Genomic DNA, 19,801 nt, shown 5'->3' with positions numbered 1-19,801 from the left:
GTTGATCTACGGCGCAATGAAGTTCTCCATCGGAGGGTCCCTGAAGCTCGCCTTCCGGCCCTGGGTGGAGGGGCTGGAGAACATCCCCGCCGAGGGGCCCGCGATCCTCGCGAGCAACCACCTGTCCTTCTCGGACTCCTTCTTCCTGCCCGCCGTCCTGGACCGCAAGGTCACCTTCATCGCCAAGGCCGAGTACTTCACCACGCCCGGCGTGAAGGGCAAGCTCACCGCCGCCTTCTTCAAGGGCGTCGGCCAGCTCCCGGTGGACCGTTCGGGTGCCCGCGGCGCGGGCGAGGCGGCCATCAAGGCCGGCATCGAGGTCATCGAGGGCGGCGGCCTCTTCGGGATCTACCCCGAGGGCACCCGCTCGCCCGACGGCCGCCTCTACCGGGGCAAGCCCGGCGGTCTGGCGCGCGTCGCCCTGGCCACCGGCGCGCCCGTGATCCCGGTCGCCATGATCGACACGGAGAAGATCCAGCCGCCCGGCAAGGTCGTCCCCAAGCTGATGCGCCCGGGGATCAAGATCGGCAAGCCGCTGGACTTCACCCGCTACCAGGGCATGGAGGGGGACCGCTTCATCCTCCGCTCGGTGACCGACGAGGTCATGTACGAGATCATGAAGCTGTCCGGCCAGGAGTACGTCGACATCTACGCGACCGCCGCCAAGCGGCAGATCGCGGAGGCGGAGAAGGCGGCCAAGGAGGCCGTCAAGGCCGAGATCGCCGCTCGGGAAGAGTCCGGCGCGTAAGTCCCCGCGAGGGGGCTGGGGTGGGGGAGATGGCCAAGCGCGAGCGTGTCGTGCGCATGTCGGTCGAGCAGCCGCTGTGGCGGGCGCTGACCGGCTACCGCGTCCTGACCATGGTCTACGCGGTCCTGCTGTACGCGTTCGACCGGAGCGGGTACGAGCGGCCCTGGATCGCGATCGGCTATCTGGCGGTGATGTGCTGCTGGACCCTCGCCACCCTCCCCAAGGTGGCGAACGCGGCCAGCTGCACCAAGGGCTTCCTCGTCGCCGACCTCGCCCTCGCCCTCACGGGCATCCTCCTCACCCCGCTCGCCGACGCCCAGGCCCAGTCGTTCGACGGCCCCACCCTGCCGACGATATGGACCGCGGGATCCGTCCTCGCGTACGCCATCAAGGGCGGCTGGCGCTGGGCCGGAGTCGCCTCCTCGCTGGTCGCCGTCGCCAACATCATCGAGCGCGGCCACCCCGGCCGGGACACCTTCCACAACGTGCTCCTCGTCTGGGTCGCCTCCATCGGCATCGGCTACGTCGTCGAGGTCGCCCGCGCCTCCGAGCGCACCCTCGCCCGCGCCCTGGAGATCGAGGCCGCGACCCGGGAGCGGGAGCGGCTCGCCCGGGACATCCACGACAGCGTCCTCCAGGTCCTCGCGATGGTGCAGCGGCGCGGCACCGCGCTCGGCGGCGAGGCCGCCGAACTCGGCCGGATGGCGGGGGAGCAGGAGGTCGCCCTGCGCACCCTCGTCGCGGGCGGGCTCACCCGGCCCAGCCTGGTCTCCGAGGACGAGTCCGAGGGCGCGTTCGTCCGGGTCGTCGAGGTCGACGACGAACCGGACGACGACAGCCCCGTCGACCTCCGCGTCCTGCTCGCCCCGCGCGCCGGAGCCCGGGTCACCCTCTCCGAGCCGGGGGCCCCGGTGCTGCTTCCGCCGCCCGCCGCCCGCGAGCTGGCCACCGCCGTCGGGGCCGCCCTGGACAACGTCCGGGTGCACGCCGGCGAGGACGCGCACGCGTGGATCCTGATCGAGGACTGGCCGGACGAGGTGACCGTCACCGTCCGGGACGACGGCCCCGGCATCCCGGAGGGCCGCCTCGCGGAGGCCTGGGGCGAGGGCCGGATGGGCGTCGCCCTGTCCATCCGGGGGAGACTGCGGGATCTGGGCGGTTCGGCCGAGCTGATCTCGGTCCCCGGCCAGGGCACGGAAGTCGAGTTGAAGGTTCCACGGGGGAAGGCAGGGGAGAAGTGAGCGAGCAGCGGATCAGGGTGATGGTCGTCGACGACCATCCGATGTGGCGGGACGCGGTCGCCCGCGACCTCGCCGAGGCGGGCTTCGACGTGGTCGCCACCGCCGGCGACGGGGAGCAGGCCGTGCGCCGTGCCGGCGCGACCGTCCCCGACGTCCTCGTCCTGGACCTGAACCTGCCGGTCAAGCCGGGCGTCCAGGTCTGCAAGGAGCTCGTCGGCGGCCGCCCCGGGCTGCGGGTCCTCGTCCTCTCGGCGAGCGGCGAGCACGCCGACGTCCTGGAGGCGGTCAAGTCCGGCGCCACCGGCTACCTCCTCAAGTCGGCCAGTACGGAGGAGCTGATCGACGCGGTCCGCCGGACGGCCGTCGGCGACCCCGTCTTCACGCCGGGCCTGGCCGGCCTCGTCCTCGGCGAGTACCGCAGGCTGGCCTCCGAGCCCGCCCCGGCGGCCGGTGCCGACGAGCCGAAGGCCCCGCAGCTGACCGAACGCGAGACCGAGGTCCTGCGGCTCGTCGCGAAGGGGCTCAGCTACAAGCAGATCGCCGAACGCCTGGTCATCTCGCACCGCACGGTGCAGAACCACGTCCAGAACACCCTGGGCAAGCTCCAGCTGCACAACCGGGTGGAGCTCGTGCGGTACGCCATCGAGCGGGGCCTCGACGACGCCTGAGGCGGCGAGAGGCCCGAAGGGCCGTACGTGCGCGACATGCGCGATATCCGCACCCATCGCGCATATCGTGCACATCGAGCATGTGCGGCCCATCGTGACGGTGAGGGGACCTCGTGGAAATCCTGGCATTCGGCGTGCAGGCGGACGAGAAGCCCCTCCTGGAGAAGGCCTTCGCCGGACTCCACGACGTCCGCTGCCTCGGCGTCTTCCTCACCGAGGACACCGCCCCCATCGCCGCCGGCTACGAGATCATCTCCACCAGCGTCAACGCCGACCTGAACCACCGGGTCCTGCAGACCCTCGCGGCCGGCGGGACCCAGCTGATCGCCCAGCGCTCCACGGGCTTCAACAACATCGACCTGGACGTCGCCGAGCGCCTCGGCCTCACCGTCGCCCGGGTCTCGTCCTACTCGCCGTACTCCGTCGCCGAGTTCGCCTGGACCCTCGCCATGGCCGTCAACCGCCGGATCGTCCGCGCCTCCAACCGGACCCGCGACTTCGACTTCCGGCTGGACGGACTGATGGGCCGTGACCTGCGGGGCCGTACCGTCGGCGTCCTCGGCACCGGAAAGATCGGCGAGGCCTTCACCCGGATCGCCCACGGCTTCGGCATGCGCCTCCTCGGCTGGGACGTCGCCGAGAACCCCGCCTGCGTGGAGCTCGGCATGACGTACGTCGACAAGGAGCGGCTCTTCGCCGAGGCCGACCTCGTCAGCCTCCACGTCCCGCTCATGGAGGCCACCCACCACGTCGTCGACGCCGCCGCCCTCAAGGCCATGAAGGACGACGCCATCCTGGTGAACTCCAGCCGCGGCGGGCTCGTCGACACCGAGGCCCTCGTCGCCGAGCTCCGGGCCGGGCGCTTCACCGGCGTCGGCCTCGACGTGTACGAGGCGGAGGCCGGGCTGTTCTTCCTCGACAAGTCCCTCGCGGGCATCGAGGACGACACCCTGGCCCGCCTGGTCACCTTCCCGAACGTGGTGGTCACCTCGCACCAGGCGTACTACACGCTCGACGCGGTCGGCCAGATCATCGACACGACGGTCCAGAACGTCCTCAACCACGTCGGGCGCCGACGCGACGAGAACGTCCTGGTACCGAGGATCGGCTAGACGAGCACGCCCGCGAGCAGCGAGGCGGTGAGCGCGGCCCCGTCCGTCGTGAGCACCGACTCCGGGTGGAACTGCACGCCGGCGAACCCCGGCCCGCGCAGGGCGTGCACCTCGCCGGTCTCCGCGTCGCGGCTCACCTCGATGCGGTGCAGTGCCAGCTCCGTCGCCGTCCGGTCGTCGCACCGCGCCGTGAAGCTGTTGTAGAAGCCGACCGTACGCTGCTGCCCGAAGAGGTCGATCCGCAGCTGCGCGCCCTGGAACGGGGTGCGCTTGCGGACGATGTCCAGGCCCAGTTCGGCCGCGATCAGCTCGTGGCCGAGGCAGACGCCCAACAGGCCGTGGCGGTGGTCGCGTACGAGCTCCGCCGTGAGGCCGCGCAGGAAGCGCATCTTCGGGTCGGCGGCGTCCGACGGGTTCCCCGGCCCGGGGCCGAGGACGACGGGCCCCTCGTGGGCGAGGGCCAGCTCCCGCAGCCCCGGCTCGTCGTAGCGGAGCACCGAGACCTCAAGGCCCGAGGAGCGCAGGACGTGCGCCAGCATCGCCGTGAAGGTGTCCTCGGCGTCGATGACGAGCGCGTGCCCCGACAGCTCGGCCGAACGGGCCTGCATCTTCAGCCAGAACGGCGCGAGGTCCGCCCGGCGCGCGTCGAGCGCGGCCCGCACCCGGGGATCGTCGGCGAGCCGCGGCGGCACCGGCGCCGACGGGTCGACCGGCCGCCCCTCCCGCACGCCCAGGGCCGTGAGGACGCCCGCCGCCTTGGCGTGGGTCTCGGCGACCTCGCCCTCGGGGTCCGAGTGCCGCACGAGCGTGGCGCCCACCGGCACCCGCAGCCGGCCGTCGGCGGCGATGTCGGCGGTACGGATGAGAATGGGGGAGTCCAGCGTCTGCGCCCCGTTCGCGTCCGTGCCGAGCAGGGCGAGCGCCCCCGCGTAGTAGCCGCGGCCGCCCTCCTCGTGACGCTCGATCACCCGGCAGGCGTTCTGCACGGGCGACCCGGTCACGGTCGCCGCGAACATCGTCTCCCGCAGGACCTCCCGCACGTCCAGCGAGGACCGGCCGCGCAACTCGTACTCGGTGTGCGCGAGATGGGCCATCTCCTTGAGCCGCGGCCCGACCACGACCCCGCCCATGTCGCCCACCGTGCACATCATCTTCAGCTCCTCGTCCACCACCATGGAGAGCTCCTCGGTCTCCTTGCGGTCGGCCAGGAAGGAGAGCAGGCCCTCGGCCGTGGGGGCCGCCCCGGCCGGGTAGCGGTATGTGCCGCTGATCGGGTTCATCACGACCGTCCCTCCCGACATCCGCACGTGCACCTCGGGGCTCGCCCCGACGAGCGTCCGGTCCCCGGTGTACACGACGAACGTCCAGTACGCGCCCCGCTCGCCCGCGAGCAGCCGCCGGAACAGCGCGAGCGCGTCGGCGCGCCCGAAGCCCGGGATCTCGCCGGCGTAGGTGCGCCGGATGACGAAGTTGGCGCCTTCGCCGGAGCCGATCTCCTCGTCGATGACCCGCCGCACGGTCTGCGCGTACGCCTCGTCGGAGACGTCGAAGCCGCCGCCCTCCACCCGTACGTCATGGGCGGGCAGCGCGGCCAGGGCCTCGGCGAGCGGCAGTTCGTACGCCTCGTCGGCGACGAGCACGGAGAGCGGGGTGCCGTCGTCCCGGACGTCGAAGCCGCGCTCGCGGATCTGCCGGAACGGCACGAGGGCGAGCGTCGGCATGGGCCCGACCGGCAGCTCCGCGAGGCGCCCGGCCTCGTGGACCCGGCCGATCAGCACCTCGACGGTGTCGTGGTCACGGCCGGGGGTGCGGCGGCGCAGCAGGGCGAAGGGAGGGCAGGAGTCGTCGAGGAGACGGGAGAGGTCCATGGGGCGTGTCGTTCCTTCCGGTGGATGACGGAGAGGAGGAACGGCCCCGGATACGGGAGAAGGCCGCCCCTCGGCGGCCTTCGCGTGTCGATCAAACGCGCGAACTGGGGTATCCCCCAGCTCGGAGAGCTTGGGGACGGGCCGCCGGATGAGCGGTCCACCACCAGTTCTGGTTCGAGTGCGCGAACATGCGAGCACTGTAACGCAGCCGGGCACGGGAACGGGGCCCGGTCCGCACCGTGGACGGTGCGAGCCGGGCCCCGTTCGTGAGGCGACTTCCCGATCAGAAGATCAGGTTGTACGCCTGCAAGCCGGGGCTGACCTGCACCCGCGCGGCGTACGGGGCGGTGGCGCTGCCGGTGCCCTTGTACAGCCACAGGGCGCCCGAGGCGTCGCGGGCCACGAAGTCGACCTTGCCGTCACCGGTGAGGTCGCTCGGGCCGGTGATGCTGTTGTAGATCTGCCAGCCGGTGCCCACCTTGACGCGCGCGGCGTACGGGGCGGTGGCGCTGCCGCTGCCCTTGTACAGCCAGAGCGCGCCGGTGCTGTCGCGGCCGATCAGGTCCGGCTTGCCGTCGGAGGTGAGGTCGCCGGTGCTGACGATGTCGTTGTAGATCTGCCAGCCGGTGCCGATCTTCACGCGCGGCGCGAACGGCGTGGCCGGGGTGCCGGTGCCCTTGTACAGCCACAGCACGCCGGACTTCTCGCGGGCGATCAGGTCCGGCTTGCCGTCGCCGGTCAGGTCGCGGACGCCGATGATCCGGTCGTAGATCTGCCAGCCGCCGCCGGTCCGCAGACGGGCCTTGAACGGGGCGGACGGGTTGCCGCTGCCCTGGTAGTACCAGAGCACGCCGGAGGCGTCGCGGGCCACGGCGTCACCGGTGCCGTCGGCGCGCAGCGCCGTGAGCGGGGTGATGGCGTTGTAGATCTGCCAGCCGCCGCCGACCTTGTACTTGGTCAGCAACGCGTTCGTGGCACTGCCGCTGCCCTGGTACTGCCAGAGGACACCGGAGGTGTCACGGGCGAGCAGGTTGTAGCGGTTGTCGGCGCGGACGGACGCCGTGGTGGCGACCTCCTGGACGTCGCTCGCCTTCACCCAGGCCATGCGGTGGTTGTAGCGGATCGGGATGAAGATGTTCGTCGTGCCGACGACGCGGGTGCCGTCGGTGTTGTAGGCGCTGTAGTAGTAGTCGCCCGCGACCGGCTCGCCGGCCTTCACGTACAGCTGACCGGCCGGGAGGCTGTACTTCGTCAGCGACGCGCTGTTGCTGGCCTGGACCGGGACGTTGGTGCCCGCGTAGGCGGCGTCCTCGGGGTAGGCGCGGCCGTAGACCTGGACGGTGACGCCGTCCTTGGGGGTGATCGCCGTCTTCACGCCCGCGGGGGCCGTGTACTGGCCGCCCGGGTTGTAGAACCAGGCCTTCTTGCCGCCGTACCAGATGGCGGTCCAGTCGGTGCGGGACTCGGCGACGACGTGGGTGCTGCCGGCCGTGACCTTGTTCGCCCAGTTGGAACCGTACGTGGCGCCCGAGGTGAAGTACGGGTCGGTCAGCGCCTTGGTCTGGTCGGCCACGGGCTCCGAGTAGAGGTAGCCGAAGTTGACCGGCAGCGGGACGGTCGTCTTGGTGGTGCCGCCGTCCGTGTAAGTCATCTGCTGCTGGTTGGCCGAGGTGAACGGCGGGACGATCCGCACCAGCTGCCCGGCCTGGAGCGGGCCGCCCGCGCCACCGGCACCGGTGGGGGCGCCGAGCAGCGTCATGAAGTGGTTCCAGTCCCAGAACGGGCCCGGGTCCCAGTGGTCCTGGACCTTGGTGTCCAGGATGCTCGGCACGTCGTCGTGGCCGATGACGTGCTCGCGGTCCAGCGGGAGGGAGAACTTCGCGGCCAGGTACTTCACGAGGGCGGCGGAGGACTCGTACTCCGGCTCGGTGTACCAGCCGGCGTCGCCCTTGATGGCGTAGCCCTCGTGCTCGATGCCGATCGAGTGCATGTTGAGGGTCTTGTTGCCGGCGTGGTACGCCTCGTTCTTGGTCTCCACCATCTGCGTCACACGGCCGTCGGCGCGCACGATGTAGTGGGCGCTGGCGTAGCTCAGCGGGTTCTGGAAGACACTGACCGCGCCGTCGTGGTTGCCCTCGATGTCGTGGATGACGATCTGGCGGACGTCGAAGCCGTTCGCGGGACGGCTCGCGATGTTGTAGTTGCCGTCGTTCTGCGAGTACGCGGCCGGGATGAAGGTGCAGTCGAGGCCGGTCGGGCACTCGACCGCCGGGGTCTCGTTCGTGGCCGTGAAGCTCGCGGCCAGCGGCACGTTCGCCGGCTTGACCGGCTTCACCGACGGGTCGGCCGGAAGGACGACCTGCTCGCCGTCGGCGGTGGTCTCCCGTTCACCCGTCTTGATGGACTCGAAGACGCGCTTGGCGAAGAGGTCGGCGCCCTTGCGGTCCTCCGACTGGCTGTAGCGGGCCACGGCCGGGTACCAGTCGCCCGCGTCGTCGGACAGCTCGGCGCCGGCCTGCTTCTGGTACTCGGCGAGGAGCGCGGCGCCGGCGCGGATCGAGGCGGCGCTGTCCTTCTGCACGGACTCGGTCGAGCCGTCGATCAGCTCGGCGGCCTTGTCGAGCGTGTGCAGCGTCGGGTCGGAGGTGTCGATCTTCGTCTTCGACTCGGGGAGGGCGGCGAGCGCCTTCTTCCCGTCGAAGCGCTTCTCGACGCGCGGGTCGCCGCTGCGGTTCATCAGATCGAGCAGCTGCTCGTCCGTGTCCTGCTCGACGTCCTCCGGGTCGACCTTCGTCAGACCCATGACGTTGTACGCGCCCGTGGTGCTGGGCACGCCCTCGTGCGACTCCCAGCGGGTCTGGCGGTACGACACCGCCATCAGCACGCTCTGCGGCACATCGAACTCGCGGGCAGCGTTTGCGAACTGCGTCTGGAGGGAAGCATCGTCACCGGACCCGCCATCGCCGGCCGCGCCGAGGATGCCCGGCGAGGCGACGGCGATGGTGCCGATGGTGGCGGTGGCGACGATGGCCGCCGCCGCTCCGTACAAGAGTCGTTTCTTCTTGCGATCCCTGCGGTGCCTCTGGGTCACACCCACCCCTGTGAATTCGACTTTGCTCTTGTTAAACGGGCCAGAGGGTAACACCACTCGGCGGCGCGAAGATCCTCGGGCGACATTTCGGGCAGGCGTTCGAGACGTGTTCGAGACGCGCGTCTCAGCCAATGGGCAGAGGGACAGGACCGGACGAAGAACCCCTTACTGTGGTGCTTGTGACCGTGAACGCTGATTCCCACGCCGTCGCCAAGGCGACCTGGCGAGACCTGCCCGCGGCGCAGCAGCCCGAGTACCCCGATGCCGAGGCTCTGCGCGATGTGATCGCGGACCTCGAGTCGTATCCTCCGCTCGTCTTCGCCGGCGAGTGCGACCAGCTGCGCGCCCGGATGGGAGCCGTCGCCCGTGGCGAGGCGTTCCTGCTCCAGGGCGGCGACTGCGCCGAGGCCTTCGACGCCGTGTCCGCCGACCACATCAGGGCCAAGCTCAAGACGCTGCTCCAGATGAGCGCCGTCCTCACCTACGCGGCCTCCGTGCCCGTGGTGAAGGTCGGCCGCATCGCCGGCCAGTACTCGAAGCCCCGCTCCAAGGGCACCGAGACCCGCGACGGCGTGACGCTCCCGACCTACCGGGGCGACTCCGTCAACGGCTTCGACTTCAACGAGAAGGCCCGCATCCCGGACCCCGAGCGCCTGAAGCGGATGTACAACGCCTCCGCCTCCACGCTCAACCTGGTCCGCGCCTTCACCACCGGTGGCTACGCCGACCTGCGCCAGGTGCACGCCTGGAACCAGGACTTCGTGAAGTCGTCCCCCTCGGGCCAGCGCTACGAGGTGCTCGCCCGCGAGATCGACAACGCCCTGAACTTCATGAAGGCCTGCGGCACCGACCCGGCCGAGTTCAAGGCCGTCGAGTTCTACGCCTCCCACGAGGCGCTGCTGCTCGACTACGAGGGCGCCCTGACCCGTACGGACTCGCGCACCGGCAAGCTGTACGACACCTCCGGCCACATGGTCTGGATCGGTGAGCGCACCCGCCAGCTGGACCACGCGCACATCGAGTTCTGCTCGCAGATCGCCAACCCGATCGGCATCAAGCTCGGCCCGACCACCACGGTGGACGAGGCGCTCACGTACATCGACCGTCTCGACCCGGACCGCGAGCCGGGCCGGCTGACCTTCATCGTCCGCATGGGCGCCGACAAGGTCCGCGACAAGCTCCCCGAGCTGGTCGAGAAGGTCACCGCCTCCGGCGCGGTCGTCGCCTGGGTCACCGACCCGATGCACGGCAACACCTTCGAGGCGGCCTCGGGCCACAAGACCCGGCGCTTCGACGACGTGCTCGACGAGGTCAAGGGCTTCTTCGAGGTCCACAAGGAGCTGGGCACCCACCCGGGCGGCATCCACGTCGAGCTGACCGGTGACGACGTCACCGAGTGCGTGGGCGGCGGCGACGAGATCTTCGTCGACGACCTTCACCAGCGCTACGAGACGGCCTGCGACCCGCGGCTCAACCGCAGCCAGTCGCTCGACCTGGCGTTCCTGGTCGCGGAGATGTACCGCGATCAGTAAGTAGGTTCCTACGGAGATGGGGCGCGGATCACTGTGATCCGCGCCCCATCGTCGTATCCGGGGCTTTTGAGGCTCCGGGTCGCCGGGTAAGGTTAGGTTAGCCTTAACGATCTCGGCGGGAGGTGAACCGCGTGTACGTCTGCTCATGCTTCGGTGTCACGGAGAAGCAGGTCAAGGAGCATGCGGACGCGGGCGCGTGCACGCCCCGCCAGATCGCCTCGGCCTGCAAGGCCGGAACGGACTGCGGTTCCTGCGTCCGTCGGATTCAGGCCATCCTCGGGCGCGGCAGCTGCCCGCGACGCGAGCTCCTGGACCAGGGCATGCCCGCCCTGACGGCGGAGACGGTCACGGAGCTCCAGGAAGCCGCGTAGGCCCCCAGGGTCCGTCCTAGCTGGGCTGCTCGATCAGCGTCGAGATGTACAGCGCCTCACCCAGGGACTCGATCAGCTCCAGCTGCGTGTCCAGGTAGTCGATGTGGTGCTCCTCGTCGGCCAGGATCTCCTCGAAGAGGTTGGCGGACGTGACGTCCCCCTTGGACCGCATGACCTCGATCCCGCGCTTGAGGCGGTCGATCGCCTCCACCTCGACCTGGCGGTCCGCCTGGAACATCTCGGTGATCGTCTGGCCGACCCGCACATGGAAGAGCCGCTGGTAGTTGGGCAGGCCGTCGAGCATCAGGATGCGCTCGGTCAGCTTGTCCGCGTGCTTCATCTCGTCGATGGACTCTTCGCGGGTGTACTTGGCGAGCTTCGTCCACCCCTTGTTGTCCTGGATGCGGTAATGCAGCCAGTACTGGTTGATGGCCGTCAGCTCGCCGGTCAGCTGCTCGTTGAGGAACTCGAGGACCTCGGGGTCGCCCTGCATCGCTTCGGAATCCTTCCACGCTACGTGTCCGCGCCGTCACCGGACGGGATGGCCGCATCCTCGCACCCCCCATGGGGGGCGTCCAGTAAGTGCAGGCTTAGTCGTAGTTGCCCGAATCGCACGGCCCGCGCGGTCGCCTGGTCATGACCACCCCTCGCGGTCTGTCACCATGGATGACATGGGTCAGCCGGAGAGCGGAGTACACCGGGAAGCGGGTCAGCCGGATCGTTCGCCGGACCTTCCGCCGGACCTGCCCCCGGGGCAGCGGCTGCAGCGCGGCTGGCCGGTCACCCATTACGGGCCCGTCCCCAAGTTCAAGCCGGACCGCTGGGAGTTCCGCGTCTTCGGGGCGACCGCCGACGGCGACAAGAAGTGCTGGAACCACGAGGAGTTCTCGGCCCTCCCGTTCTCCACGGTCGTGGCCGATCTGCACTGCGTCACGAAGTTCAGCATGCTCGGGGCCGAATGGGGCGGTGTCCCCGCCCGCACCATCCTGGAGCTCGCCCCGCCCGCGCCCCACGTGACGCACGTGATGGTCTGGGCCGAGTACGGATACAGCGCCAACCTGCGGCTCGCCGACTTCGCCGCGGACCGTACGATCTTCGCCACCCACAAGGACGGGGAACTGCTCACCGCCGAGCACGGCTTCCCGCTGCGGCTCGTCGTGCCGCACCTGTACGCCTGGAAGGGGCCCAAGTGGGTCCGGGGCGTGGAGTACATGGCGGCCGACCGCCGGGGCTTCTGGGAGGAGCGCGGCTACCACAACCTCGGTGACCCGTGGACGGAGCAGCGCTACTCGTACCAGGAGGAACCGGGAGACGGCCCGGAGCTGTAGCAGCCCCGGACCGTCCGCCGGTCGCGCCTGATCAGTGGTGGTACTGGTGGACCACCGCGTGGCCCTTGCCGCGGCCGATCATCCACTTGTTGACCGGCGTGGTCACCACGAAGGCGAGCGCGAGCGAGACCACGAGCGCGCCCCAGAAGAGCAGCTCGTCGAGGTGCGCGTCCATGGCGCCGGGCCAGAGGGCGATGACGCCGTTGTCGATGATCTCCATGGTGACGATGGAGAGGGTGTCGGCGGCGAGGGCGACCTTGAAGGCCGTCTTGAAGTCGACGCCGGCCTTGAGGATGCCGCGCAGGGTGAGCGCGTACCCGAAGAAGAAGGCGAGGATGATCGCGAGGACCATCGTCGGCAGGTTGCCCCAGCCGAACGCGGTACCGACGATCATGCCGAGGATCTCACCGATGGCGCAGCCGGTGAGGCAGTGCAGCGTGGCCTGAGCGGCCATGGCCCAGGAGACGGTGCCGCCGGGGGCGTGGTGGTGACTGGCGTGACCGGAGTGACCTGTGTGGGCGCTGTGGTCGACGTGGGTGTCATGACCGGCGTGACCGGCATGGTCCGCGTGGCCCTGATGACCGACATGGGCGTCGTGGCCCTCGTGCCCGACGTGGTCGGCGTGACCCTCGTGACCTGCATGACCTGCATGGGCCTCATGGCCCTCATGTTCGTGGTGAGCGTGCGCCTCGTGCTTCATGGGAGTGCCCCCGATCCCGTATACGGATCCTGCCTTCGCTGGGAACCGTATACCCCCCTAGGGTATTCCTCAAGGGGAAATGATCATCCTCGGCGCTCGCGGAGCTTCTTCAGGAGCTCGATGTCGGCGACGTGTCCTTCCTTGCCGCCAGGGGTCTCGATGATCAACGGTACGCCGTCGGTGGCCGGGTGGCGCAGGAGTTTTCCGAAGGCCTCCTCGCCGATGTGACCGGCCCCGATGTTCGCGTGGCGGTCCTTGTGCGTGCCCACGACGTCCTTCGAGTCGTTCGCGTGGATCAGCTTCAGCCGGCCCTCGCCGACCGTCTCCACCAGCAGGTCGAGGGTCTGTGCCGCCCCGTGCGGGCCGGCCAGGTCGTGCCCGGCCGCGAAGATGTGGCAGGTGTCGAGGCAGACGCCCAGCTTGGCGTGGTGGTCGAGGGCGTCGAAGTACGGGCCGAAGTCCCAGGTCCGCGAGCAGAGCGAGAAGCCCTGGCCCGCCGTCGACTCCAGGAGCAGGTACGGGTCGTCCTCGTGCGTCAGCTCGTCGAGCAGCGGCAGCATCCGCTCCCGCACCTGGGCGAGGGCCACCTCGCGCGGACGGCCGCCGGTCGCCGAGCCGGTGTGCACCACCACGCCCTTCGCGCCGATCTCCCGGCCGCGGCGCAGCGAGTGCCGCAGCGACTCCACCGACTTCTCCACGGTGGCCTCGGTGTGGGAGCCGAAGTTGATCAGGTACGGGGCGTGCACCCAGGCCGAGATCGACTCGGCCTCGCACGCGGCCCGGAAGCGCTCGTCCTGGGCCGGGTTGCCGACCGGGGTCGCCCAGCCGCGCGGGTTGGCGACGAAGACCTGCACGGTCTCTGCGCCGAGCTCACGGGCGTAGCCGAGGCCGGTCGTGGCGAGGCCACCGGCCACGGGGACATGGCCGCCGACGGGGTTGCGCATGAGTCTCTAGAGTCCCTTGATCGTGAGGGTGATGGTGGAGCCCTCGGGAGCGGTCTCGCCGCCGGACACGGACTGGCTCGCGACCGTGTCGCCGAGATAGGGGAAGGACTTCTTGACCTCGACCTCGAAGCCCGCGTCCTCCAGGGCCGTGCGCGCGTCCGCGGTCGAGTCGCCCGTCACGTCGGGGACCTCGACCAGTTTCGGTCCCTTGGAGACGGTGAGGGTGATGACGTCGCCCTCCGCCGCCCGGCTGCCCCCGGCGAGGGACTGGGCGGCGACGGTGCCGGCGTCCTCGGGGGAGTTGATCCGCTCCGGGGCGACCCGGACGGTGAGCCCCTCCTCCTGGAGGGTGGCCGTGGCGTCGGCGACGGTCTCGCCGCTGACGTCGGGCACGTCGATCGGGGAGCCCTTGCTGACGACGAGGGCGACGGCCGAGTCGGGGCTGCGCTCGGTGCCGGGCTCGGGGTCGGAGCCGATGACGGAGCCCTGGTCGACGGAGTCGCTGAACTCGTTCGTGATCACGCCGGGGGCCAGGCCCTCCTCCTTGAGGAGGCGCTTGGCCTCGGCGAGCGGCTTGCCCTTGAGGTTCGGCACCTTCACGATCTTCGGGCCGCGGGAGAGGGTGAGGGTGACGGGGCCGTCGCCCCGGACGCGCTCGCCCGGGGCCGGGTCGACGGCCATGACCGTGCCGCGCTCGAACACGTCGCTGAAGGCGCGCTTCGTGGTGCCGACGTCGAGCCCGGCGTCGGTGAGACGTTTCGTCGCGGCGGCCTCGGACTGGCCGAGGACGGCGGGGACGCGGGTGAACTGGCCGGAATTGATGTACCAGACGCCGGCGCCCAGGCCGAGGGCCAGCAGGACGGCGACGACGAGGAGGAGGGGGCCGCGCGGGGGCCGCCGGCGGGCGACGGCGGGGGGCGCCTCCGGGGCGGGCAGCCGGTTGGTGCGCTGGACGTCGCCTTCCGCGGGTACGGGCCTGGCGATCACGTTGGTCCGGTCCTCGGCGGTGTCCCGGGCCTCGGTGCGGGCCAGCGGGGGCGTCGCGTCGAGCTGCTCGTCGCCGAGACCGGAACGGGCCTCGCGGAGCAGGGCGAGCAGGGCGACGGCGTCGTGCGGACGGGCCTCGGGGTTGCGGGCCGTGGCCGCCGCGACCAGCTCGTCCAGCTCCGGAGCGAGCCCGGGGACGGTCGCGGAGGGGGCGGGGACGTCGGTGTTCAGGTGCTGGTAGAGGACCTGGGCGGGGGTGTCGCCGGTGTGCGGCTTGCCGCCGGTCAGCATCTCGTACAGGACGACACCGCAGGCGTAGACGTCGGCGCGGGTGTCGGCGGTGCCGTGCTCGATCTGCTCCGGCGCGAGGTACGAGACCGTGCCGAGGACCGAGCCGGTGGTGGCCGTGGCCGAGCCCACGGCCCGGACGAGACCGAAGTCGGCGACCTTCACCCGGCCGTCGTCCCCTATCAGGACGTTCTCCGGCTTCATGTCCCGGTGCACGAACCCGGCCCGGTGCGCGGCGCCCAGCGCGGCGAGCACCGGCTCCAGGATGTCGAGCGCGGCACGGGGGGAGAGGGCGCCGCGCTCGCGCAGCACGTCACGGAGGGTGCAGCCGGCGACGTACTCCATCGCCAGATAGACGTACGCGCCCTCGGCGCCCTGGTCGAAGACCCCGACGACGTTCGGGTGCGCGAGCCGCGCGACGGACTTCGCCTCGCGGATGAAGCGCTCGACGAAGGCGGCGTCCGTGGCGAGGGTCGGGTGCATCACCTTGAGCGCGAGGACGCGGTCGAGGCGGGTGTCCACGGCCCGGTAGACCGTGGCCATCCCGCCGACGGCGATGCGCGCGTCGACGCGGTAGCGGCCGTCGAGCAGCCGCCCGACGAGGGGGTCCTGAAGGGTCGTGTCCACGGGCCGAGTCTACGAGCCGGGGGCGGGGGGCCCGCGCCGTCGGCCCCGACTGCAGCGCACCTGTGACGCGAGGCACGCCCCCGCGCCCGCCCCCGGCGGGCGCAGGCCCGTGGTGTCAGAACGCCGGGCGTTCCGGGTCCAGGTGCGCCTGGCCTGTCGTCGGGGACGACGCAGAGGCGAAGTGGCGGCGGGGGATGCGGCCCGCGCGGAACGCCAGGCGGCCCGCCGCGACCGCGTGCCGCATCGCCGACGCCATCAGGGCCGGTTCCTGCGCGCGCGTCACCGCCGACGCCAGCATCACCGCCGCGCACCCCAGCTCCATCGCGAGCGCCGCGTCGGAGGCCGTTCCCGCGCCGGCGTCGAGGATGACGGGGACCCCGGCACGCTCGACGATCAGCTGGAAGTTGTGCGGGTTGCGGATGCCGAGCCCGGAGCCGATGGGGGAGCCGAGCGGCATGATCGCGGCGCAGCCGGCGTCCTCCAGCTTGCGGGCGAGGACCGGGTCGTCGTTGGTGTAGGGGAGGACGGTGAAGCCGTCGTCGACCAGGGTCTCGGCCGCGGCGAGGAGTTCCTCGCCGTCCGGCAGGAGGGTGCGTTCGTCCGCCACCACCTCCAGCTTGATCCAGTTCGTGCCGAGGGCCTCGCGGGCCAGGCGGGCGGTCAGGACGGCCTCGCCGGCCGTGTAGCAGCCCGCCGTGTTCGGGAGGACCTGGATGCCGAGCCTGGTCAGGACGGAGAGGACCGAGCCCTGGACCGTCGGGTCCAGGCGCCGCATGGCGACCGTCGTGAGTTCCGTACCGCTGGCGACGAGGGAGCGTTCCAGGACGTCGAGGCTGGGGGCGCCGCCGGTGCCCATGATGAGGCGGGAGGTGAACTCCGTACCGCCGAGGGTGAAGACGTCGTCGGACATGGCGGTCAGCCTCCCTGTACTGCCGTGAGGACTTCCACCCGGTCGCCGTCGCCGAGCAGTGTCGTGGTCCATTCGCCGCGCGGCACGACCGTCTCGTTGAGCGCCGCGGCGACCCCGGCGCGGGCCGTGGTGAGGGTGGTCACGAGGGCGTCCAGGGAGAGGGGGCCCGTCAGGACCCGGGGCTCGCCGTTCACGGACACGTTCATGCGGGCTGCTCCTGACGTACGGGGGAGAAACGGCGGGGGGTGAAGGGGCGCGCCTCGTCGGGGAGGGTGCCCGTGGTGAGCGCCTCGGCCATGACGTCGCCGGTGACGGGGGTGAGCAGCACCCCGTTGCGGTAGTGGCCGGTGGCCAGGTGCAGGCCGGGCAGGGCGCTCGGCCCGAGGAGGGGGGCGTTGTCCGGGGAGCCGGGGCGCAGGCCGGCGCGCGTCTCGGTGAGTGGCAGTTCGGTGAGGCCGGGGACGAGTTCGTGGGCGTCGCGCAGCAGCTCGTACACCCCGCCCGCCGTCACGGTGGTGTCCCAGCCGAGTTCCTCGCTGGTGGCGCCGACGACGAGCTCGCCGTTCGCGCGGGGCACCAGGTAGACGTGGCTGCCGCGGACGACGGCCCGGACGGTGCGGGAGAGGAAGGGGGCGTACGCGGGGGGCACCCGCAGCCGGAGGACCTGGCCCTTGACGGGGCGGACCGGCGGCAGCGCCTCCGCGGGCACGCCCGCGAGCCGCCCGCTGAGGCTGCCCGCGGCGAGGACGACCTGGTCGGCCGTCAGCTCTACGCCGCCGGCGAGCACGGCGCCGCGGGCCCGGTCCCGTACGACCGTGAGCCGCTCGGCGAGGGCCCGGTGGAAGACCACCCCGGCCCGCTCGCAGGCCGTCATCAGCGCGGCGGCGAGCCGCCGCGGGTCGACCTGGTGGTCGCCGTCGACGCGCAGCCCGCCCCGGACGCCGGGCGCGAGCATCGGTTCGAGGCGGCGGCACTCGCGGCCGCTGAGCCATTCGGAGACGAGCCCGCAGCGGGTCTGCAGGGCGTGCAGCTCGCGCAGATGGGCCCGGTCGTCGGCGTCGAGGGCGACGGCGAGGGTGCCGCAGGCGCGGTAGCCGACGTCGTGGCCGGCGGCTTCCTCGAGTTCGGCGACGAACGCGGGGTAGCGCTCGGCGGAGGCGAGGTTGAGCCCGAGCAGGGTCTCCTCGCCGTAGTGGAGTTCGGTGACGGCGGCGAGCATGCCGGCCGCGACCCGGGCGGCGCCGCCGCCCGGGTCCGGGTCGACGACGGCGGTGCGCAGTCCGCGCTGCGCGGCCCGCCAGGCCGTGACCAGGCCGATGATGCCGCCCCCGACCACGAGGACGTCGGACGTAAGGACGTCGGACACGTGGATGTCGGACGCGTGGACATCGGACACATGGACATCGGAAGAACGCATGGGCGTCCAGCCCCTCCCTTCGCCGGCATGACCCGGATCAGGTTCGTACGGTCGGAGGCCGCCCAGCCTCCCTCTCAGCCCGGTGCGTCCGGGCTCCCGCGAGTGCTTTACGCCCGCCAGACTAGCCCGCGCGGTCGGAGGGCCACAGACCCCTCCCTTCCTGACGGTCCGTCAGATGCGTAAGGTGGTCGGGTGAGCGAGCAGAAGCAGGCCCAGCAGCACGTCGTGATCGTCGGCGCCGGAATGGCGGGCGTCCAGACCGCCGTCGCCCTGCGCGAGCAGGGCTTCGCCGGCCCCGTGACCCTCATCGGCGCCGAGCCCCACCAGCCCTACGACCGGCCCCCGCTCTCCAAGGCGATCCTCCTCGGCAAGGCCGAGGACTCCGCCTTCGAGATCGACTTCGAGGACCTCGCCATCGAGCTCCGCCTCGGCCTGGACGTCACCGGGCTCCGCGCCGCCGACCACGAGATCGACACCGAGGCCGGACCCGTCGCGTACGACACCCTGGTCGTCGCCACCGGCGCCCAGCCCGTCGTCCTGCCCGGCACCGAGGGCGTCCCCGGGGTCCATCTGCTGCGCACCCTCGACGACGCCGTGCGCCTCGGCCCCGTCCTGGAGCGCCGCCACACCGTCGTGGTCGTCGGCGCCGGCTGGATCGGCGCCGAGTTCGCGACCGCCGCGCGCGAGGCCGGCTGCGCCGTCACCGTCGTCGAGGCCGCCGACCGCCCCCTCGCCGGAGCCCTGCCCGCCGAGGTCACCGCCCCCATGGCCGCCTGGTACGGGGCGAGCGGCGCCGAACTCCTCACCCACGCGCGCGTGGACACCGTCGAACCCGGCCGCGTCGTCCTCGCCGACGGCCGGGTGCTGCCCGCCGACGCCGTCGTCGTCGGCATCGGCGCCCGCCCCGCCACGAGCTGGCTCACCGGCTCCGGCATCGCCCTCGACCCGGACGGCGCCGTCACCGCCGACGACCGGCTGCGCACCTCCCTGCCCGATGTGTACGCGGTCGGCGACTGCGCCTCCTTCCCCTCCGCCCGCTACGGGGAGCGCCTCCTCGTCCACCACTGGGACAACGCCCTCCAGGGCCCGCGCGCGGTCGCCGCCGCGATCACCGGCGCCGCCGACGCCCCGTACGACCCCGTGCCGTACTTCTGGTCCGAGCAGTTCGGCCGCTTCGTCCAGTACGCGGGACACCACGCGGACGCCGACGAACTCCTCTGGCGCGGCGACCCGGCCGACGAGGCCTGGTCCGTGCTCTGGCTGCGCGCCGGGGTGCCCGTGGCCCTCCTCGCGGTCGGCCGCCCCCGTGACCTGGCCCAGGGCCGCAAGCTCATCGAGGCCGCCGTCCCCGTCGACCCGGAGCGCGCCGCCGACCCGTCCGTCCCCCTGAAGGCGGCAGTCCGGTAGGGCCCGACTACCGGCCGTCAGTCCGGGATGGCAGGCTTGTCCCGTGACCGAGATTGACGTAAAGATCGATGCTCTCGTCCCCGCCTGGCTCTACGTGCCCGACATCGCGGAGATGCTCGATATCGACGTGGTGCGCGTGCGGCAGCTGATCAAGGAAGGCCAGCTCATCGCCGTGCGCCGCGGCGAGAACAACGCCCTGCAGATCCCCGCCGCCTTCATCCAGGGCGACAAGATCGTCAAGGGCCTCGTCGGGCTCCTGACCGTGCTGAGGGACGACGGCTTCACCAACGAGGAGATTCTGGAGTGGCTCTTCACTCCGGACGAGAGCCTGCCGGGCACGCCCGCGCAGGCGCTCAACGAGAACCGCGGCACGGAGGTGAAGCGCCGCGCCCAGGCGCTCGCCATCTGAGGCGTCAGCGCCGACGTACGAACGCACCGAAGACACCACCCGCGGGTGTCGGGGGGGGGGTAACCGCCCCGGGCCGGGGGGGCGAGGGCAGTCGAAGAAACAGGGGGGAACACAAACGCCCCAACCTCTAGGAGGGGTTCTCGCCCGCCGCTC

19 protein-coding genes and 1 riboswitch are annotated in these 19,801 nt (G+C 71.5%); of the genes, 9 read left to right on the top strand and 10 right to left on the bottom strand.

Translation table 11 applies throughout. The features are described from left to right. Positions 1-16 precede the first annotated feature (16 nt). The 4 genes from ACZ7HT_RS31740 to ACZ7HT_RS31725 all read left to right on the top strand — a co-directional run bounded on the left by ACZ7HT_RS31740 (position 17) and on the right by ACZ7HT_RS31725 (position 3,769). Entirely contained in the window at positions 17-748 is a 732-nt protein-coding gene (locus tag ACZ7HT_RS31740) for a lysophospholipid acyltransferase family protein (protein WP_116161434.1), read from the top strand. A 29-nt stretch (positions 749-777) separates the two neighbouring features. Then, positions 778-1,989 (top strand): MacS family sensor histidine kinase, encoded by a 1,212-nt coding sequence (gene macS / locus ACZ7HT_RS31735; protein WP_471172133.1) that lies wholly within the window; start codon positions 778-780, stop codon positions 1,987-1,989. Positions 1,990-2,009: 20 nt separating this feature from the next. After that, a complete protein-coding gene (locus tag ACZ7HT_RS31730; protein WP_471172223.1) occupies positions 2,010-2,657 on the top strand; it encodes a response regulator in 648 nt (215 codons plus the stop codon). Between the two features lie 113 nt (positions 2,658-2,770). Continuing rightward, positions 2,771-3,769 carry a 2-hydroxyacid dehydrogenase gene (locus tag ACZ7HT_RS31725; protein ID WP_471172130.1) on the top strand — a complete coding sequence of 333 codons (999 nt, stop codon included), beginning with the start codon at positions 2,771-2,773 and terminating at the stop codon, positions 3,767-3,769. Here the strand turns inward: ACZ7HT_RS31725 and ACZ7HT_RS31720 are convergent. The 3 genes from ACZ7HT_RS31720 to ACZ7HT_RS31710 form a co-directional block, all read right to left on the bottom strand. Further along, positions 3,766-5,637 (bottom strand): anthranilate synthase family protein, encoded by a 1,872-nt coding sequence (locus tag ACZ7HT_RS31720; protein ID WP_471172128.1) that lies wholly within the window; start codon positions 5,635-5,637, stop codon positions 3,766-3,768. The genes ACZ7HT_RS31725 and ACZ7HT_RS31720 overlap by 4 nt on opposite strands. Before the next feature lie 91 nt (positions 5,638-5,728). Further along, the gene (locus tag ACZ7HT_RS31715) at positions 5,729-5,827 is read right to left on the bottom strand and encodes a trp operon leader peptide (RefSeq protein ID WP_471172126.1); all 99 of its coding nucleotides are present in this window, start codon (positions 5,825-5,827) and stop codon (positions 5,729-5,731) included. A 93-nt stretch (positions 5,828-5,920) separates the two neighbouring features. Further along, on the bottom strand, positions 5,921-8,686 hold the full coding sequence (locus ACZ7HT_RS31710; RefSeq protein ID WP_471172124.1) for an N-acetylmuramoyl-L-alanine amidase: 2,766 nt from the start codon (positions 8,684-8,686) through the stop codon (positions 5,921-5,923). Positions 8,687-8,859: 173 nt separating this feature from the next. Between ACZ7HT_RS31710 and ACZ7HT_RS31705 the strand changes: the two genes are divergently transcribed. Further along, positions 8,860-10,260 carry a class II 3-deoxy-7-phosphoheptulonate synthase gene (locus ACZ7HT_RS31705; RefSeq protein ID WP_471172122.1) on the top strand — a complete coding sequence of 467 codons (1,401 nt, stop codon included), beginning with the start codon at positions 8,860-8,862 and terminating at the stop codon, positions 10,258-10,260. Positions 10,261-10,382: 122 nt separating this feature from the next. After that, positions 10,383-10,631, top strand: a complete 249-nt coding sequence (locus ACZ7HT_RS31700) for a (2Fe-2S)-binding protein (RefSeq protein WP_471172120.1) — start codon at positions 10,383-10,385, stop codon at positions 10,629-10,631. A gap of 16 nt (positions 10,632-10,647) precedes the next feature. Here ACZ7HT_RS31700 and bfr read toward each other — a convergent pair whose 3' ends face one another. Beyond that, complete coding sequence (bfr, locus tag ACZ7HT_RS31695; RefSeq protein WP_471172119.1) at positions 10,648-11,124, bottom strand: bacterioferritin; 477 nt, start codon at positions 11,122-11,124, stop codon at positions 10,648-10,650. A 178-nt stretch (positions 11,125-11,302) separates the two neighbouring features. On the opposite strand from bfr, the gene ACZ7HT_RS31690 reads away from it, so the two are divergent. Beyond that, a complete protein-coding gene (locus ACZ7HT_RS31690) occupies positions 11,303-11,959 on the top strand; it encodes a sulfite oxidase-like oxidoreductase (RefSeq protein WP_471172117.1) in 657 nt (218 codons plus the stop codon). A gap of 31 nt (positions 11,960-11,990) precedes the next feature. On the opposite strand, the gene ACZ7HT_RS31685 is transcribed toward ACZ7HT_RS31690, so the two are convergent. From ACZ7HT_RS31685 to thiO, 6 genes are all read right to left on the bottom strand, one after another. Continuing rightward, on the bottom strand, positions 11,991-12,659 hold the full coding sequence (locus ACZ7HT_RS31685; protein ID WP_471172116.1) for a DUF4396 domain-containing protein: 669 nt from the start codon (positions 12,657-12,659) through the stop codon (positions 11,991-11,993). 83 nt (positions 12,660-12,742) lie between these two features. After that, on the bottom strand, positions 12,743-13,603 hold the full coding sequence (locus ACZ7HT_RS31680) for a deoxyribonuclease IV (RefSeq protein WP_471172114.1): 861 nt from the start codon (positions 13,601-13,603) through the stop codon (positions 12,743-12,745). 6 nt (positions 13,604-13,609) lie between these two features. Then, entirely contained in the window at positions 13,610-15,505 is a 1,896-nt protein-coding gene (gene pknB / locus ACZ7HT_RS31675; RefSeq protein ID WP_471172112.1) for a Stk1 family PASTA domain-containing Ser/Thr kinase, read from the bottom strand. Between the two features lie 115 nt (positions 15,506-15,620). Next, on the bottom strand, positions 15,621-16,415 hold the full coding sequence (locus ACZ7HT_RS31670) for a thiazole synthase (RefSeq protein ID WP_471172111.1): 795 nt from the start codon (positions 16,413-16,415) through the stop codon (positions 15,621-15,623). Positions 16,416-16,420: 5 nt separating this feature from the next. Then, positions 16,421-16,621 carry a sulfur carrier protein ThiS gene (gene thiS, locus ACZ7HT_RS31665; RefSeq protein WP_471172109.1) on the bottom strand — a complete coding sequence of 67 codons (201 nt, stop codon included), beginning with the start codon at positions 16,619-16,621 and terminating at the stop codon, positions 16,421-16,423. After that, positions 16,618-17,832, bottom strand: coding sequence for a glycine oxidase ThiO (gene thiO, locus ACZ7HT_RS31660; RefSeq protein ID WP_471172107.1), 1,215 nt, complete (start codon positions 17,830-17,832; stop codon positions 16,618-16,620). The genes thiS and thiO overlap by 4 nt, the downstream gene beginning before the upstream one ends. Next, positions 17,830-17,942, bottom strand: a riboswitch (TPP riboswitch). (Overlaps the previous gene by 3 nt.) 133 nt (positions 17,943-18,075) lie before the next feature. On the opposite strand from thiO, the gene ACZ7HT_RS31655 reads away from it, so the two are divergent. Both ACZ7HT_RS31655 and ACZ7HT_RS31650 read left to right on the top strand, forming a co-directional pair. Continuing rightward, a complete protein-coding gene (locus ACZ7HT_RS31655; protein ID WP_471172221.1) occupies positions 18,076-19,239 on the top strand; it encodes an NAD(P)/FAD-dependent oxidoreductase in 1,164 nt (387 codons plus the stop codon). A 43-nt stretch (positions 19,240-19,282) separates the two neighbouring features. Then, a complete protein-coding gene (locus tag ACZ7HT_RS31650) occupies positions 19,283-19,648 on the top strand; it encodes an Rv2175c family DNA-binding protein (RefSeq protein ID WP_471172106.1) in 366 nt (121 codons plus the stop codon). The last annotated feature ends 153 nt before the right edge of the window (positions 19,649-19,801 follow it).

The sequence above is a fragment of the Streptomyces sp. NPDC037410 genome, assembly GCF_055602235.1.
The sequence above is the reverse complement of the archived record's forward strand: the minus strand, read 5'-3'. Positions and strand labels throughout refer to the sequence as shown.

Coding starts and splice junctions, on each gene's coding strand:
- ACZ7HT_RS31740 (WP_116161434.1), top strand. CDS start 17: ATGAAGTTCTCCATCGGAGGGTCCCTGAAGCTCGCCTTCCGGCCCTGG.
- macS (WP_471172133.1), top strand. CDS start 778: ATGGCCAAGCGCGAGCGTGTCGTGCGCATGTCGGTCGAGCAGCCGCTG.
- ACZ7HT_RS31730 (WP_471172223.1), top strand. CDS start 2,010: ATGGTCGTCGACGACCATCCGATGTGGCGGGACGCGGTCGCCCGCGAC.
- ACZ7HT_RS31720 (WP_471172128.1), bottom strand. CDS start 5,637: ATGGACCTCTCCCGTCTCCTCGACGACTCCTGCCCTCCCTTCGCCCTG.
- ACZ7HT_RS31715 (WP_471172126.1), bottom strand. CDS start 5,827: ATGTTCGCGCACTCGAACCAGAACTGGTGGTGGACCGCTCATCCGGCG.
- ACZ7HT_RS31705 (WP_471172122.1), top strand. CDS start 8,860: ATGGGCAGAGGGACAGGACCGGACGAAGAACCCCTTACTGTGGTGCTT.
- bfr (WP_471172119.1), bottom strand. CDS start 11,124: ATGCAGGGCGACCCCGAGGTCCTCGAGTTCCTCAACGAGCAGCTGACC.
- ACZ7HT_RS31690 (WP_471172117.1), top strand. CDS start 11,303: ATGGGTCAGCCGGAGAGCGGAGTACACCGGGAAGCGGGTCAGCCGGAT.
- ACZ7HT_RS31685 (WP_471172116.1), bottom strand. CDS start 12,659: ATGAAGCACGAGGCGCACGCTCACCACGAACATGAGGGCCATGAGGCC.
- ACZ7HT_RS31680 (WP_471172114.1), bottom strand. CDS start 13,603: ATGCGCAACCCCGTCGGCGGCCATGTCCCCGTGGCCGGTGGCCTCGCC.
- ACZ7HT_RS31670 (WP_471172111.1), bottom strand. CDS start 16,415: ATGTCCGACGACGTCTTCACCCTCGGCGGTACGGAGTTCACCTCCCGC.
- thiS (WP_471172109.1), bottom strand. CDS start 16,621: ATGAACGTGTCCGTGAACGGCGAGCCCCGGGTCCTGACGGGCCCCCTC.
- thiO (WP_471172107.1), bottom strand. CDS start 17,832: ATGCGTTCTTCCGATGTCCATGTGTCCGATGTCCACGCGTCCGACATC.
- ACZ7HT_RS31655 (WP_471172221.1), top strand. CDS start 18,076: ATGGCGGGCGTCCAGACCGCCGTCGCCCTGCGCGAGCAGGGCTTCGCC.